This is a genomic window from Iocasia fonsfrigidae (genome assembly GCF_017751145.1).
Lineage (GTDB): Bacteria > Bacillota > Halanaerobiia > Halanaerobiales > DTU029 > Iocasia > Iocasia fonsfrigidae.
This window is the reverse complement of record NZ_CP046640.1, coordinates 1,000,487-1,016,714: the sequence shown is the minus strand read 5'-3', so window position 1 is coordinate 1,016,714 and position 16,228 is coordinate 1,000,487. Positions and strand designations below refer to the sequence as shown.

Below are 16,228 nucleotides of genomic sequence, written 5' to 3'. Positions count from 1 at the left end.
CTTATGAATGTTATTTGATTTTGGTAAGAGTACTATTTTAGATCTGGAGGGTTTGTTATGACAGAATTTAAGGAAGAAGTTTATTCAAAAGAGTTTAATCTGAAACTGTGGAAAAAACTCTATAAATATTTAATTCCACACAAAAAAGTATTGCTTATTTTAGCTCTAGTAATGATTGCAGTTGGGGCTATAGATGCTGTTTTTCCGGTGATGAACAAATATGCTGTTGATAATTTTATAGTCAAAGGAAGATTAAATGGGCTGTCTGTTTTTGCTTGTACATATGGAGGGCTTGTGCTTATACAGGGTTTAAATGTCTGGTTATTAATTGCCTTTGCTGGCAAATTAGAGACCTGGCTGGCTTATGATATTAGAAAAGCCGGTTTCGAAAAATTACAACAGTTATCATTCTCGTATTATGATCAGAAAGCAGTTGGCTGGTTGATGTCTAGGATGACCTCTGATGTGAAAAAAATCGGCCAGATTATTTCCTGGGGTTTTGTTGATAGTATCTGGGGTTTGACAATGATGTTTTTTATGATGATCTTAATGTTTATATATAATTATAAATTAGCTCTGGTGACTTTAGCAGTGCTTCCAATTCTAATAGTAGTGAGCGTTTATTTCCAAAAAAAAATATTAGCTGCCTATCGCAAAGTAAGAAAGATTAATTCCCGAATAACCGGTGCCTTTAATGAAGGTATTAGTGGGGCCAGAACAACAAAAACACTGGTCAGGGAAGATAAAAATCTGCTGGAATTCTCCTCTTTAACAAAAGAAATGAAAGGGTCTTCCATCAGGGCTGCTATTTTTTCTTCACTATATCTACCCATTGTGCTAACTTTAGCCAGTGTAGGTACTGCTCTGGCTCTTTATGCTGGCGGTAGAGCTGTTTTTTTGCAGGAGATAGAATATGGGACACTGGTTCTCTTCCTATCATATACAACACTTTTCTTCGAACCAGTCTTCCAACTGGCCAGGGTTTTTGCTGAATTACAGTATGCCCAGGCTTCTGCTGAGCGAGTTCTATCAATGATCGAAACAGAACCAGAGATTAAAGATAGTAAAGATGTTATTGCTGAGTTTGGTGATAATTTTAATCCTATTCGAGAAAACTGGCCAGAAATCAAGGGAGAAATCAGCTTCAATAATATATCATTCTATTATACAGCAGAAGAGAAAGTACTGGAGAATTTTAATTTAAAAGTAAATACCGGAGAGACTATTGCTCTGGTTGGCCAGACAGGTTCTGGCAAAAGTACAATTGTAAATATTCTATGCCGTTTCTATGAACCAGTTTCAGGAGAGGTGTTGATAGATGGGATAGATTACCGCCAAAGATCTCAATTATGGTTACACGAGAATATCGGCTATGTTCTACAGACACCACATCTATTTAGTGGTACTATCAGGGAAAACATTTGCTACGGGAAATTGGATGCCAGTGATGAAGAAATAATTGCTGCCGCTAAATTAGTTAATGCCCATCAGTTTATTAAGAAATTAGCAAAGGGTTATGATACTGAAGTAGGAGAAGGTGGTGGTCTGTTATCAACAGGACAGAAACAGCTGATCTCTTTTGCCAGAGCTGTTATTGCCAACCCCAAGATATTTGTCCTGGATGAAGCCACATCTTCTATCGATACAGAGATGGAGCAGATTATCCAGGAAGCTATCAAAAATGTTTTAAAAGGGAGGACCAACTTTATAATTGCCCACCGTTTATCGACAATTAGGGCAGCTGATAGAATACTGGTTATCAAAAAGGGCAAAACTATTGAAGAAGGCAGTCATAAAGAATTAATGGAGAAAGAGGGATATTATTATAATCTTTATACAAATCAATTTCTCAAAGAAAATCAGCAGGCAACAGGTTAAAAATCAGCAGTCACAAAACCCCTCTTTTTGTTTCAGCCCAATTATATTAATTCCGCTTGTCGTGCACCACAGGCATTCCTTATCTAAACAAACCGTACAAGAACATTAAGGTTGTGTTACGGTGTCCTGCATTAGTGTGAATAAAATTAAATGAAACTTATAGAAAAAATAATTTATTTAAAATTTATTTAAAATTAATGTATAAAAAAATTCTCCCTGGGTAAGATAGTATTGTGAGGTCAACAGTAATTGTGTAAAGATTATTTTGGGTCATTAAGGGTCTACTGTCTGTAAAAGGCAGACAGTGGGTTTGTAACTGGCTCAGAATAGTCGACTAAGATTACAGCAGGTTCATTAAATATCTCTAATAGTCGAGAGATTATTAGGGGTATTGAAAAGGGTGTTTAATTATAATATATTTCAATCTCTGGTTGAAAAAAATTAATTTGTAAATCACCTGAATCTGCTGTAGTCGGGGCAAATGTCATTGTTGGTTTAGCCCTGTCTTTAGTAGTCGAGAGATTACTAAAGGTAGCTAAGGACCTGCAGTGGCAGTAGCCATAGATTTCTGTTGGCCTCACTGTCTTATTTGTTTAAAAGAAGGACCTGCCGGAAAGCAGGTTCTTCTTCTTTTTTATTAAATTTATACTAAATACACTTATATACCTAATGCTTTTCGTTTCTGCAGAATATGTTTCTCTATATCATCCGCTACAGCAGCTGGTTCATCACCCAGTGCTACCTTCCCTCCACTAATACCTTCCAGGTCTTCTGTTAATAGTTTGACCAAATTTTCCCCTCCGGTAATAGGTGGAGTTGGGGATAAATGAGTATAAAGGCCATAAGCCAGTGAAAACATACCATCTATGGTTGCTTTCTGCTCCAGATATTGTGGTGCTGTTACTGCTACCGGCAAATCAGAAGTATCGACATCAAGAAAATCAGCTATCGCTGTAACTACCATCGAAATACGACCTGTATCTGTACATGTTCCAAAGGGAAGTACAGGAGGAATCTGGAGTTTGCTGCAGATTTCTTTTAAACCACTACCAGCCTGTTCAATGGCCTTCAAACAGGCCAGACCAGCTGTCTCTAACCCTTCACAACCACATCCCCCAGTTATTACCATAATATCCCTTCTGATTAATTCCCTGGCCAAATTAACTGTCATATAATCATGTGGTCCATTTTGAAGAGTTGTACAATTAACCAGGGCCACTATTCCTTTTATTTTACCTTCTTTGATTACCTCAACCAGGGCAGCTAAATTACCACCTACTGTTTCCAGGACAGCCTCTGTTGAAAATCCGGCCATAGCCTCCTGTGTTATCTGGGGTACATATGCTTCAATACCCCTTTCCTTTCTTTTTTTAAAATTCTCAATACCTAAACTGATTAGTTCTTGAGCAACATTAGCTACCTTATCTGGCATATAATTATAATTCCTTTCTACACCAGGAATTCTAACTAGCTCACTGACAGATACCAGAGTAACCTGAAATTTATCTTCATAAGGCTTCAAATATGGTGGTGAACAGTTTTCATCCATAGCAAAGACATCAATAGCACCAGTAGCTAATGCCGGTTCAATCGCTAACCAGTTACCAATTAACCCCCCAAATACATCATTCATACCAAAGCGTTGAGCCAGTTCCTGTCCTGTTTCAATACATCCTATGACTCTAAGTCCTTTAGCTCCTGCTTGTCTGGCCCTCTTCTGAACCTTTTCATCACGGGCTGCATAGATAGTTGCCACACCTGTCCAGGGTTCATGACCATTAAAAACAATATTGATATAATCAGGGTCAAGTATACCCAGATCTGTTTGAATCGAATGAGGTTTAGGTGTGCCAAAAAGAATATCCTGAACCAGGTTTAGACCTAGTTGTGAACCATAAATGGTTGCAATACCAAGACGCAAAGCCTTTTTGGCCATAGATACATAATAACCATCAACATTTGTTAAACAACTGGCTGTAGAATCCTTTATTTCATGAAATACCCCTGATGGATAAAGCCCTGTATCTTTCCATTTCTTTTTTCTGTATTTAGGGGCATATTTATCAACCATCATTGTAGGTCCTTCATAACCTGATGAAAGCTGGTCAATCATAGTACCAGCCAGCCCCAAGGCTACCTCTTCCTTTGAACCTGTATTATCAACATCAACTGTGGCTGCCATATCCCTTAGTTTTTGCTCATCTACGATTGAAAAGGGGGTTTTACCCTCAGCAGTTGCTTTTAAGGTTCTAAAGGCATTATAGGCATGATGTGTATATGTACCAGTACCCATTACATTCCTGAGCAACATATCCCTCATCGCCATCGCATCAGGGTCAATACCACATGTTCCCCTCTCTGCACCTGCTTTTTCAGAGATCCGACAGGGACCACCTGTACATAGTTGACAGCTAACCCCTTCTACACAAAAATTACACCTGATTTTCTCCTGGGCATCAAAACGATCAAAGACATTGCTCATCTTACCATCTGATAATCTCTTTTCATACATCTCCTGAACAGAATCATGAATACTGACCCTACCATCCAGAACATCTCTATACGATTTCTCTCTGGCCATAGAATTCCTCCTTACTTATTTATACCTAGTTTATTTTCTTATTATCTTAGATAAATTATACGGAATATTTAAAAAGTAAAAAAATAGGAATAACCACTCTGGTTATTCCCAAAACAAAAAATATTTATTTCTATTCCTGAACATCCCTGACCTCATCCCGTAAAACCGGTATAGAATTATTTGGACTCAGATTAGGGAACTCCCTTACCTGTGGATTGAGATCAAGAAAGTCTTCATAAACCAGTATTTCAACAGTTACTTCTGTAGCCAGGTCCTCAAACACCTCTGCTATACCACGGGTTGTTCTTAAACCAGGCTCCCTTCTTCTAACTGGCAATTATCCTCACCCCTTTTCACATCATATGTAAAAAAGGGAGACTTGCTACTACATTTTTCTCTCATTAGAGGCAGCACTACCAGTAAAAGTAGTCTTTTCATCATCACTTTCCTCTAGATCATCAATTTCATCATCGAAGATAGAATCTTCAATACCAACTGAGCCTACTATTTCATCAGAGTCAGTATATGTCTGTTTATCTGATTGATCACCAACTAATTCTGCTGGATTATCCTGAGGGGAATCAGAACTACCATATTGAGCAAGGTCCTGCCAGCAGTCTTCAGCATCATATTCTACCTGATCATTATCATCATTAAAACCATGTCCAAAAGGTGGAAAAATAGTAGCCTCAGCCAGGGGCCGTCTACGCACACCTTCATTTTCTTCAATCCCCTTGCATTTCTCGCAAAAACTGGTCTGGGGTACTACCTCAAGGCGGAATTCTTTAATTTCTTCACCACACCTTTGACAGATACCATAACGACCCTCTTCCACCTTGGCTAAAGCATCATTCACCTCGGTCAATAATGTAAGTGAATTATCCCTGATTCCCCGGTCTAATTCCCGGCCATAGGTATTTGAGGCCTGGTCAGCAGGGTGATTATCATATGATGAAAGTTCACCAGTAGATTCTTTTAAACTCTTTTTTTCTTCATTTGACATAAGTTCCAAACCAGCTTCCAGCTCACTTTTTGCCTTGAGTAATAGTTTTTTATAGTGAATTAAACGGTTCTTTTCCATATTTTAATCATCCTTCATTTTTAATATTACTATTATTATTAGCCTTTCATCTAATTATTAATTAGTAAAATATTCAACAATACCTTCATAAATAGCAGCAGCAGCCCGTTCTCTAGTAATATCTTTCTTTAAAATAGCCTCTTCTTCTTTATTTGATAAAAATCCTATCTCCAACAAGATTGAATTTATACCTGGAGTTTCACGAATTACATGAAAATTATCTGCCTTTAACCCCCTATCCAGAAAACCCAGCTTATCTACTATGTTTTTGTGAATATACCAGGCAAGTGCCCAGGTTTCTTTAGCAGTAGTATAATACGCATAGGTCTCAGTCCCATGCTGCCAACCAGTGTCATCAGCATTATTATGAATACTAAGATATATATCAGCATTGATACTCCTGGCAAAGGAAGACCTCTCATTAAGAGAAACAAACTTATCTGAGTCCCTGGTTAAATAAATCTCAGCCTTGGTTTTATTATTTAATAGCTCATATAACCTTAAAGCAATATCCAAATTTATATCTTTCTCTTTTAAACCCTGAACACCAATAGCTCCTGGATCTGAACCACCATGTCCCGGGTCAATAACAATTACCTTATCATCAAGACTCATACTATTACTACTGCTTGTTACTACTTGCTTATCTTCTTGTAATACATCTCCATTTATCTTATCATCTGCTGAATCACTGAACAGATCACTTGCTCTGCTTATTAAATACATTACTGCAGCAATTTTTACTGTCTTTATTACCTCTTCTTTAATCTCTTTATCCAATGCATAGGCCTGATTATATGTCCCCATAGAAAACACAAAAAAAACCAGCACTATTAATAAACAGGAAATAAACCTAAACATAAAAAATTCACCTACAGACTATAGAGTTATATATAAGACCCTTTCATAATGAACCTTTTGCATAATTGAATTGTTATCCAGCTGATTAAAACAGAGCAGAATTTAGTAAAGACAATTATGAAAGAGACTGTTCTGTTGTTTGACCGTAGGGAGTTTAGAACAGTCCATAATTGGCTAAAACTAAATTCGTTGCGAAGTTTTTAGCTGGGAACAATCAATTATGCAAGACGCTTATATAAGTAAATTCTACTTAAATACTCAATAGCCTGTAGGTAAATAAAGGAAAGGAACTAAAGTTCAATTAACTTATACTCCCTGCTGCCTAACCCTATTGCTGCTGCATGGTTTAGTTGCTGTCTATAATCCAGACCTGATTCACTCCATAATTCCTTTAGAAAATCCTTCTCTGCCCTTTCATTTAGTAGATCAACTGAAGCCTGATCAACTGCGAGTGGGTCAACTGATAAGAGGATGCCAATATCCTCAATCACCGCATCCTGGGCATCCCCCAGACAATCACAACCTTTGCTAATGTGAATCAAAAAATTAAAAAAGAGTGACTTATCCCTCTTATCTTTAATTACTCCCAGAGCATATTCAGCCATCTTTTCCTGCAGGGCCTTACTTGTTCCAGCCCATGAAACAGCTATAGCATCAAAACTACAGGTGGTTATACATTCTGCACAACCATAACACTTTTCATAATCTATCACTGCATTCCCATCTATAATCTTGATGGCCTCAACCGGGCACCATTTAACACACTGGCCACATGCTGTACAATCATCAGCCGAAACAGAAGGATTCACATCAGCATGTTGTACCTGTTTCCCACTCCTGGAGGCACAGCCCATACCTATATTTTTTATGGAAGCACCCATACAGGCACCGACATGTCCGGTCAAATGAGAGATACCAATCAATACATCACTATGTAATATGTCATTAGCAATATTTACTGCCTCAAAATGTTTGCCTGCTATCTCAACCCTGGAAAAATTCTTGGACATCAGTCCATCAGCTATGATGACAGGGGCATCAATCTTGTCCAGTGTAAAACCATGTTGATAAGCCTGAATAAGGTGGTCAACAGAATTAGACCTCTGTCCCTTATAAAGGGTATTAGTATCAGTAAAAAATGGTTTACCCCCACTATCCTTTATCCTGCTGACCAGGGTTTTTAAATAATCTGGTTTAACATAGCCAATATTATCCCTTTCCCCAAAATGTATCTTCATTGCCACAAAATCATCTTTTGCTATCAAGCTATAATCCTTTACAGCAGTTTCAAATAGCCTAATAACTTTACTATCAATATCACCTGGACTATCCCCTTTTTCAACTGGAATAAACCAGACCTTACTTTTACCCATCTTATCTCCCCCTATATCTATAGTTTTAATACTACTTTGTCCCTATATATTATGATATACACTGTTAAAAGAGCTGTCAACCTGACTATAACACTATTAATAATAGTGAACAAAATGGCTACGCCACCCAGACTTAATCAAAACATCAACTTTCTTAACTCAAACTATTTATTACCCATAGTTAATCAGCAAACTACTAACCAGACAAATATATTTGTCGGTCTTCAAAGTTATCCACAATTTCAAAATTGCATAATTTCCTAAACTTGAACAAAATGGCTCCGCTACCCAGACTAAATCACTAATTATTAATTTTTTCTTAGAACCACTTTTCACTCAAAGTTAACTACTCATTATAATAAACCAGACCAATATATTTACTGGACGACTCTAGAAATTGTCTGGAGGCATGGACGCCGGAAGACAATTTCTCGACAGTAACGAAGGCAGGACGCCATAGTGCACGACAAGGTAAGTAAATATACTGGTCGGTCTTTAAAGTTATCCACAATTTAAAATAACCTAAAATCCCTCTTATAACAACAAAGGGAATTTTAGGTTGTTTTATTAAAATAAATACTAAATTTTATCTAATACTAAAACGGAACTCGGTTATTGTCTGATACTTTTCTCCCGGCCTTAAGATTGTGTCAGGAAAATTATCCTGATTAGGGGAATCCGGATAATGTTGTGTCTCCAGGCAGAAACCACTGTTCTTTTGATAGGCCTTACCTTTTTTACCAACAAGACTCCCATCCAGGGCATTACCTGTATAGAACTGCATACCCGGTTCAGTTGTCCATACTTCTAACTGTCTTCTGCTTTCCTCATCATAAACCTGGGCAGCTATTGTCAATTCACCACTTTCTCCATTTAAAACATAGTTATGGTCATATCCCCCACCATACTCTAATTGTTGATCTGCTTGATTAATATCCTCAACTATTTTCTTTGTCTTCCTGAAATCAAAGGGAGTATCACTAACACCAGCAATCTCTCCAGTAGGTATCAAACCCTCATCTACTGGGGTATAATTATCGGCATTTATGTAGGCGAAATGGCCCAGTATATCACCCTCTCCTTCACCCTTAAGATTAAAATAACTATGCTGGGTTAAATTAATTGGTGTAGCCTGGTCTGTTTCTCCCTGATATTCAATCCGGAGTGTATTCTCATTAGTCAATAAATAGTTTATATTTACATCCAGGTTACCCGGATAACCCTCTTCCCCATCTCTGCTTAAATAATGTAATCTTAAACCAGCAGCATTATCATGGATAATAGGTTCAGCATCCCAGACAATTTTATCAAAACCACGTTCACCGCCATGAAGGTGACAGGCCTTTCCTCCGGGTTGATTATTTAAGGCTAGACTATATTTCTTATTATCTAAAACAAATTCCCCTCCAGCAATCCGATTACCATATCTACCTACTACAGCCCCAAAATGGGCTGGGTCTTTTTCATAATCTGCCAGTCGATTATAACCTAAGACTATATCACTAAACTTACCTCTGGCATCAGGGACAAATAGACTCTTTATAATCCCTCCATAATTAATAACCTCAAGCTGAACACCATTTTCATTGCTTAAGCGATAAAGAAAAACCTCTTTGCCATCTTTTAAAATACCAAATGGTTTAATTGAAACATTGGAACAAATATCTTTATTCCCTTCCATATCTTACCCCTCCATTTAAATAATCTCACTACAACTCCCTGGCACCATCAGCAGGCAGACTGACGTATATCTCAGGTTCAATGTTAGTCTTTTTTTGATATCCTGCCTTTACCTCAGCAATAAATTTGTCAACCCTATCCCTGGCAAGCAGATTTACGGTACAACCTCCAAAACCAGCCCCAGTCATGCGGGCCCCCAGTACACCATCCTGCTTAAGAGCCAGATTAACTAAAAGATCTAATTCCTGACAACTAACCTGATAATCATCCCGCAGGCTAATATGTGATTCTGTCATTAGACTGCCAAATGTCTCCAGGTCATTATTTTTTAGAGCGGAAACAGCAGTTAATACCCTATTGTTTTCACTAATAACATGTCTGGCCCGGGAAAGAGTTGTAGCTGCCAGCTCACCCGAAAATTCTACTAACTCATCTGTGCTGACATCCCTTAAAGCCTTAATCCGACGGTCTAATCTCTCAGCAAAAAATTTTGTAGCCTTTCCACACTCCTCCCTTCTCTTATTATATTCTGAGTCTACTAATCCTCTTTCTACTTTAGAATTACAGATAACTACCCTAAAATCCTCTATTGCAAGCGGAACTAATTCATATTCATTGCTCCGACAGTCTATTAATAAGGCATTACCCTCTTTACCAAGTCTGGAAATATATTGATCCATAATACCACAATTTACTCCGACAAAGCCATTTTCTGCCCGCTGACAGAGCAGGGCCATCTCCACAGGTGCTATATTAAGTTCATTAAGTGATGAAATGGTATAAGCAGTTACTACCTCCAGGGCAGCTGAGGAACTCAATCCAGAAGCCTTGGGTATATTACCAGTGAAAATCAGATTCATTCCCGGTAGATAATAATCTAATTTCTGTATCTCATCAATGACCCCCTGTAAATAATTAGCCCAGAGATTTTCCTGGTCAAACTCTAAATCCATTAAAGAAAAAACTGCTTCACTATCATAGTCAACAGAATAAGCTCTAACCTCCTTATCATCCCGTAATTGAGCTATCATAACAATACTTTTGTCAATAGCCATGGGAAGTGCAAAACCATCATTATAATCTGTATGCTCTCCAATCAGATTAACCCTTCCGGGAGCAGCAAAAACCCCTTTTCTTAAACCTGTATCAGAAAATCGTTCGTTAAAAATCTCCCATAATTCTTTGATATCTCTCAACTTGCTTCACTCCTTCACTACTTCTATTTTTCGCAACTCTGCAGCCTTATCCTCCGGCAGTGAGTTATTAATATAAGCCCCGGCACCTGCTTCACTACCTGCCAGGTATTTAAGCTTATCCTTGGTCCTATATGGTGGATAAAACTCTATATGGAAATGAGAGTATTCTTCTCCACTACCATCAGTAGGCTGCTGGTGAATAGCCATAATATAGGGAAAAACAAATCCAAATAAATTATCATATTTCTGAATCACAGTCCGTAATATTTCTGCCAGGTCTTCAATTTCTCTGGCACAAAAGTCATTAAAAGATGAGAGGTGATTATTGGCATAAATATGTACCTCATAGGTATACCGGGCAAAAAAAGGAACTATTGCTGTAAAGGAATCATTACTAGTAACTACCCTTCTACCATCCGCAATCTCTTCTGCAATAAGACTACAGAAAAGGCATTCCCCTTCCTTTTCATAGTGATCCCTACTGGAATCCAACTCTCTCTTTATTTTTGGTGGTATAAAGGGGTAAGCATAAATCTGACCGTGAGGGTGTTCCAGGGTAACCCCTACCTCTTCACCCTTATTTTCGAAAATAAAAACATAATCAATAAAATCCTTAGAACCGAGTTCTTGATACCTATCCTGCCAGACCTTAACCAATTTCACATAACGGCTTAAAGGCTCTCTGGACATAATACCATTATGTTCCGGGGTAAATAAAACAACCTCACAAATCCCTTCAGCCTTGTCAACCGGGTATAGAACACTTCCACCTATATCTGGTTCTGGTGGATTTGCTTGTAGAGATGGAAATTTATTCTGAAAAACAACCAGGTCATAATCCTCAGGAACTTCAGTTGGAAATCCACCCTCTTTAGTAGGACAGAGGGGACAATAATCTTTAGGTGGTTTAAAGGTCCGGTTCTGTCTATGTGTTGCTGTAATTACCCATTCTCTGCTAACTGGATCCCATCTAAGTTCAGACATTAACTTCTCTCCCCTTTACTATCCTCTTTATATTTACTACTTTTAATATTATCCTTATCTCCTTTGAATTCGTAAAAAATTATATAGCGCCCATCATCTTTAATCTCTTTTCTTTTAGTCATTTCCATTAAAACCGCCCCCTTTATGCCATTTCCAGGCTGTCTCAATTATAGTTTCTAAGGCAGCATACTTCGGCTTCCAGCCCAGTTCTTCCCTGATTTTTTGGGAACTAGCTACCAGTACTGCAGGGTCACCTGCCCTACGGGGACCAATCTCCGCTTCTATTTCTTTCCCTATAAGAGCTGAAGCAGTCTCAATTACCTCTTTGACAGAATAACCCTCACCATTACCCAGATTATATATCCTACTATCCATACCATCAATCAAACCATCAAGGGCCAGTATATGTGCATCTGCCAGGTCTTCAACATGGATATAATCCCTGATACAGGAACCATCTCTGCTTGGATAATCATCACCAAAAATATAGAGTTTATCCCTGATACCAAGAGCCTTCTGCAGTACAATTGGTATTAGATGTGTTTCTGGACTATGTGCCTCTCCGATTTCACCTGAATGATCAGCACCTGCAGCATTAAAATATCTCAATGATACATACTTTAAACCGTGTATCTGCTGATAACGTTCCAGGATTTTTTCAAAAAACAATTTACTATCACCATAAGTGCTAGCTGGGTTTGTTGGGTGGTCTTCTGTTATAGGAACTTCCTGTGGTTCACCATAAACTGCTGCTGTTGACGAAAATACAAGATAAGCTACATTATTACTGACCATCACCTCCAGCAGATTTAACCCATTTGAGAGGTTATTCTGAAAGTATTTCCCGGGTTTTTCCATTGATTCCCCTACTATACTATGTGCTGCCAGATGAACTACTGCTTCTATCTCTTCACTCTGCATTACTTCATTAAGGAGTTTTTTATCTGCTAGATCACCTTTAACAAACTTTGCTGTCAGAACAGCCTCCCGGTGACCCTTAACTAAATTATCATATACTACAACATGATGACCAATATTATTTAATTTTTTAGCCACATGACTGCCAATATAACCTGCTCCACCTGTTACTAAGATATTCATTTAACTCATACCCCCTCCTGAAAATTAAATAATTGTTCTAATACCATAGTTGCTCCACCTATAGCCCCAACCCATTCACCAAATGTACTTACCTCTATCTGCAGCTTACTACCTGGTATATTCAAGGTATTATTTTTAATCTTTTTCTTTAATAAGGGTAGTAACAAATCTGCCCCTTCAATAAAATCACCGGCCAGTAATATCTCTTCCGGATTTAATAAATTAACCAGATTAGCCAGCCCAAGCCCCAGATATTCTACTGCACCCTCCAGTAAAAATACTGCCTTCTCAATACCTGACCTGGCATCATTAAGTAGTTTAGACCATTCTGTCTGTAAAGTATGATGAGAGAGTTCCTCATTTAATTCTTCGTTATAATTATAGACAAGCCTATCTGTAGAAACAAAAGCCTCGACACAACCACGTTTTCCACAACTACAAAGTGGCCCCTTTTTATCCAGGGTCATATGTCCAAATTCACCAGCACTATAATCACGGCCATAATGCAGTTTTCCATCCATAACTATAGCCGCGCCAATTCCTGACCCTGTATTAATAAACAGGAAATTATCTCTACCATTCCATTTCTCAGCCAGGGCCATAGCCCTAACATCATTGTCAAGTAAAACCGGGAGATCAAACTCCTCCTCCAGCCTGGCTTTCAAGGGAATATTCCTCCATTTAAAATGTGGTGCAAACAAGGAATAACCCCTCATGGGATCAACTATCCCGTGAACACCTACCCCCAGACCACAGATCTTTTCTTTTTCAATAGAATGCTCATAAAATTCCCCAATAATACTTGCTGATAGTTCAATAAAATTATCAAGCTGGTATGAGTTAATCCTCTTTTCACTGTAAGCAACCACCTTTTTATTAAGGTCCATTAAAACCCCACGGAGTTCAGCAATACCCCATTCCAGACCAATAAAGTAGGCCCCTGAAGGATTAATCTCCAGCAGGACAGGTTTCCTGCCACCGCGTGATTCCCCATGGATAGTCTCCTTGATTAATCCCAGCCCTAATATTCCCTTGGTAATATTAGTGACTGTAGCAGGTGAAAGACCAGTTATCTCTGCTATCTCGGCCCGTGAAATTGCCTTTTCATTATAAATCAACTTTAAGATCACCTGTTGATTCATTTTTTTCATAAGTTCAAAACTACCCCGTTTCACAGAAACAAAACACCTCCCTCTTTGTATGAAGATATAAAAGTTATTAAACTAATTGACAGTTAGTTTATTTATTTAATTAATTAATTAAGTACATTATACACCCCTTATTTATTTTTGTAAAGGAAATTAATAAAATTCATTTTACAAAAATAGGACTGTATTAATCATGATTAATACAGTCCCTGCTTAACCTTTTTACTCAATTTTAAATCTTGCAATAATACATCAGCTGGTTTTAAGAGGATTTATTTAATAAGTTTTTATACAGCAGCTGTCTGTTTGCTTGTTTCCAATCTTTTTGAAGAGGCTTTCTGCTCTTCCCTGTGAGCCGTAATTAAGCGCTGTAAAACTATAAAGACAAAGAGTAATATACCAACAAAGATCTTTGTCCACCAGGAACTTAAAGTACCCTGGAACATAATAATTACCTGAATCAGACCCTGAATCAGAACACCAAAAAGTGTACCAAACACATAACCTGTTCCACCACTTAGTAGAGTCCCACCAATTACAGCAGAGGCAATGGCATCAAGTTCCAGACCACTGGTGTGAAGTCCATAACCTGACAGCATATAAATTGTAAATAAGACACCACCTAATGATGAACAAAATCCACTAAAACCATAGACCATTATCTTGGCCCTGCCGACAGGAAGCCCCATCAGTTTAGCTGATTCTTCATTACCCCCAATAGCATATAAGACCCGCCCATATCTGGTATAGTGGGCCAAATAAATTGCAACACCTAGTATAATCAAGGAAATTACTACACTAATAGAGATATATGCCCCTCCCGGGAAACTTATTCTGGTATGAGAAAGTGTTTTGAAAAAGGGGTCATTGATTGGAATAGACTGAATACTGATTAAAAAACATGACCCCCTTAGAAAAAACATCCCTGCCAGTGTTGCAATAAAGGGTTGAATCTTAAAGTGTTCAATTAAAAAGCCCATCATTAAACCCGCTAATGTCCCTAGTAAAAGGGCAAATGGTATTACTATAACAGGACTTATCCCCTTTTCCAGGAGACTGGCTATTACCATTGAAGTAAAGGCTATCATTGCCCCTACTGAAAGGTCAATTCCACCAGTTATAATGACAAATGTAACACCGATGGCAGTAACAATTAAAAAGGCATTATCTATAAACAAATTGAAAAAAACCTGCATTGAAAAAAAGCCTGGGTAGATGATTGAAGGTATAGCAAAAGCAATTATAAACAAAAGTACTGTTATTATAACTGACAGGTATTTTGAGGATAAAATATTCTTCATGTAAGATCCCTCCGTTTTACAATAAGTTTACTGATACCATCCCTGAAAACCTGTGACTGAATGATAGTTATTATAACAACTACTACAGCTTTTACTACTAAAGTTACCTCTGGAGCAATACCGGCTGCATAAACAGTTGTTGTCAATGTCTGTACTACAAGTGCACCTATAATACTACCAGCAATTGTAAATTTACCTCCACTAAGGGAGTTACCGCCAATAACTACTGATAATATGGCATCAAGTTCCTTCCAGAGACCTGCATTATTAGCGTCAGCTGCTTTAACATTTGATGTCACTATTAATCCAGCAATCCCTGCCATTAATCCACAGATAGTATAGACGATAAATTTAATCCGGCTGGGTTTTATACCTACATATTTACTGGCTATATCATTAATACCAATAGATTCTATATATAAACCTACTGCAGTCTTTCTAACAAATAGACTTACCAGTAAAAAGGCTAACACTACTATAAAAATAGTGAATGGCAGTCCCAATAAATAGCCTGTACCTATATAATGAAAAGGCTTATAATAAATAGTTATTATCTGTGCTTTAGTTATTAATTGAGCAATACCCCGTCCTGCTACCATTAGGATAAGGGTAGCCACTATCGGTTGCACTTTTATCTTACCAACTAAAAAACCGTTCCACATTCCGCAAATTGCCGCCATTCCCATAGAAGCGAACAGGGCAATTGGGAGAGACACCTGGGTTACATATTGAATAGTACCATTCTCTATTACCAACTGTCCCCCAATTAGTTTAGCAGCTATTGCTCCTGAAATAGCAATTACCGCCCCAACAGAAAGGTCTATTCCCCCTGTAGCTATAACCAGTGTCATACCTATAGCCAGTAAAGCCAGTGGGGCTGCCCTGTTTAATATATCTATTAATGTACCAAATAATCTCCCATCCCTTATTTCAATACTTAAAAAACCATCAATAAAAATAAAATCAAATAACAGTAAGATTAATAAGGCTAACAAAGGCGAGAAAATCTGTGACTCCTTAAACTTTTTTAATAGTTCAAACATT

At 37.8% G+C, this 16,228-nt stretch carries 14 protein-coding genes; 1 reads left to right on the top strand and 13 read right to left on the bottom strand.

The window, feature by feature from the left end:
- Positions 1-57: 57 nt before the first annotated feature.
- Positions 58-1,878 carry an ABC transporter ATP-binding protein gene (locus GM661_RS04810; protein WP_230868985.1) on the top strand — a complete coding sequence of 607 codons (1,821 nt, stop codon included), beginning with the start codon at positions 58-60 and terminating at the stop codon, positions 1,876-1,878.
- 658 nt (positions 1,879-2,536) lie between these two features.
- On the opposite strand, the gene cooS is transcribed toward GM661_RS04810, so the two are convergent.
- The 13 genes from cooS to GM661_RS04750 form a co-directional block, all read right to left on the bottom strand.
- The gene (cooS, locus tag GM661_RS04805) at positions 2,537-4,459 is read right to left on the bottom strand and encodes an anaerobic carbon-monoxide dehydrogenase catalytic subunit (protein ID WP_230868984.1); all 1,923 of its coding nucleotides are present in this window, start codon (positions 4,457-4,459) and stop codon (positions 2,537-2,539) included.
- A 130-nt stretch (positions 4,460-4,589) separates the two neighbouring features.
- The gene (locus GM661_RS04800; protein ID WP_230868983.1) at positions 4,590-4,796 is read right to left on the bottom strand and encodes a hypothetical protein; all 207 of its coding nucleotides are present in this window, start codon (positions 4,794-4,796) and stop codon (positions 4,590-4,592) included.
- Positions 4,797-4,844: 48 nt separating this feature from the next.
- Positions 4,845-5,540, bottom strand: coding sequence for a TraR/DksA C4-type zinc finger protein (locus GM661_RS04795; protein ID WP_230868982.1), 696 nt, complete (start codon positions 5,538-5,540; stop codon positions 4,845-4,847).
- Positions 5,541-5,597: 57 nt separating this feature from the next.
- Positions 5,598-6,401, bottom strand: a complete 804-nt coding sequence (locus GM661_RS04790; protein ID WP_230868981.1) for an N-acetylmuramoyl-L-alanine amidase family protein — start codon at positions 6,399-6,401, stop codon at positions 5,598-5,600.
- 290 nt (positions 6,402-6,691) lie between these two features.
- A complete protein-coding gene (locus GM661_RS04785) occupies positions 6,692-7,774 on the bottom strand; it encodes a DUF362 domain-containing protein (protein ID WP_230868980.1) in 1,083 nt (360 codons plus the stop codon).
- Positions 7,775-8,360: 586 nt separating this feature from the next.
- Positions 8,361-9,455 (bottom strand): aldose epimerase family protein, encoded by a 1,095-nt coding sequence (locus GM661_RS04780; RefSeq protein WP_230868979.1) that lies wholly within the window; start codon positions 9,453-9,455, stop codon positions 8,361-8,363.
- 28 nt (positions 9,456-9,483) lie between these two features.
- Complete coding sequence (locus GM661_RS04775) at positions 9,484-10,650, bottom strand: galactokinase (RefSeq protein WP_230868978.1); 1,167 nt, start codon at positions 10,648-10,650, stop codon at positions 9,484-9,486.
- A 6-nt stretch (positions 10,651-10,656) separates the two neighbouring features.
- Positions 10,657-11,634, bottom strand: coding sequence for a galactose-1-phosphate uridylyltransferase (gene galT, locus GM661_RS04770; RefSeq protein ID WP_230868977.1), 978 nt, complete (start codon positions 11,632-11,634; stop codon positions 10,657-10,659).
- Complete coding sequence (locus GM661_RS18880; RefSeq protein WP_269059903.1) at positions 11,634-11,762, bottom strand: hypothetical protein; 129 nt, start codon at positions 11,760-11,762, stop codon at positions 11,634-11,636. The genes galT and GM661_RS18880 overlap by 1 nt, the downstream gene beginning before the upstream one ends.
- Positions 11,749-12,735 (bottom strand): UDP-glucose 4-epimerase GalE, encoded by a 987-nt coding sequence (gene galE / locus GM661_RS04765; protein ID WP_230868976.1) that lies wholly within the window; start codon positions 12,733-12,735, stop codon positions 11,749-11,751. Before galE ends, GM661_RS18880 begins: the two co-directional genes overlap by 14 nt.
- Before the next feature lie 5 nt (positions 12,736-12,740).
- Complete coding sequence (locus GM661_RS04760) at positions 12,741-13,910, bottom strand: ROK family transcriptional regulator (RefSeq protein ID WP_230868975.1); 1,170 nt, start codon at positions 13,908-13,910, stop codon at positions 12,741-12,743.
- Between the two features lie 260 nt (positions 13,911-14,170).
- On the bottom strand, positions 14,171-15,184 hold the full coding sequence (gene yjfF / locus GM661_RS04755; RefSeq protein WP_230868974.1) for a galactofuranose ABC transporter, permease protein YjfF: 1,014 nt from the start codon (positions 15,182-15,184) through the stop codon (positions 14,171-14,173).
- Positions 15,181-16,227 carry an ABC transporter permease gene (locus tag GM661_RS04750; RefSeq protein WP_230868973.1) on the bottom strand — a complete coding sequence of 349 codons (1,047 nt, stop codon included), beginning with the start codon at positions 16,225-16,227 and terminating at the stop codon, positions 15,181-15,183. Before GM661_RS04750 ends, yjfF begins: the two co-directional genes overlap by 4 nt.
- Position 16,228: the final 1 nt, after the last annotated feature.

Excerpts from the sequence above, each read along its gene's own strand:
- GM661_RS04810 (WP_230868985.1), top strand. The coding sequence starts at position 58 with ATGACAGAATTTAAGGAAGAAGTTTATTCAAAAGAGTTTAATCTGAAA.
- cooS (WP_230868984.1), bottom strand. The coding sequence starts at position 4,459 with ATGGCCAGAGAGAAATCGTATAGAGATGTTCTGGATGGTAGGGTCAGT.
- GM661_RS04795 (WP_230868982.1), bottom strand. The coding sequence starts at position 5,540 with ATGGAAAAGAACCGTTTAATTCACTATAAAAAACTATTACTCAAGGCA.
- GM661_RS04790 (WP_230868981.1), bottom strand. The coding sequence starts at position 6,401 with ATGTTTAGGTTTATTTCCTGTTTATTAATAGTGCTGGTTTTTTTTGTG.
- GM661_RS04785 (WP_230868980.1), bottom strand. The coding sequence starts at position 7,774 with ATGGGTAAAAGTAAGGTCTGGTTTATTCCAGTTGAAAAAGGGGATAGT.
- GM661_RS04780 (WP_230868979.1), bottom strand. The coding sequence starts at position 9,455 with ATGGAAGGGAATAAAGATATTTGTTCCAATGTTTCAATTAAACCATTT.
- galT (WP_230868977.1), bottom strand. The coding sequence starts at position 11,634 with ATGTCTGAACTTAGATGGGATCCAGTTAGCAGAGAATGGGTAATTACA.
- GM661_RS18880 (WP_269059903.1), bottom strand. The coding sequence starts at position 11,762 with ATGGAAATGACTAAAAGAAAAGAGATTAAAGATGATGGGCGCTATATA.
- galE (WP_230868976.1), bottom strand. The coding sequence starts at position 12,735 with ATGAATATCTTAGTAACAGGTGGAGCAGGTTATATTGGCAGTCATGTG.
- yjfF (WP_230868974.1), bottom strand. The coding sequence starts at position 15,184 with ATGAAGAATATTTTATCCTCAAAATACCTGTCAGTTATAATAACAGTA.
- GM661_RS04750 (WP_230868973.1), bottom strand. The coding sequence starts at position 16,227 with ATGTTTGAACTATTAAAAAAGTTTAAGGAGTCACAGATTTTCTCGCCT.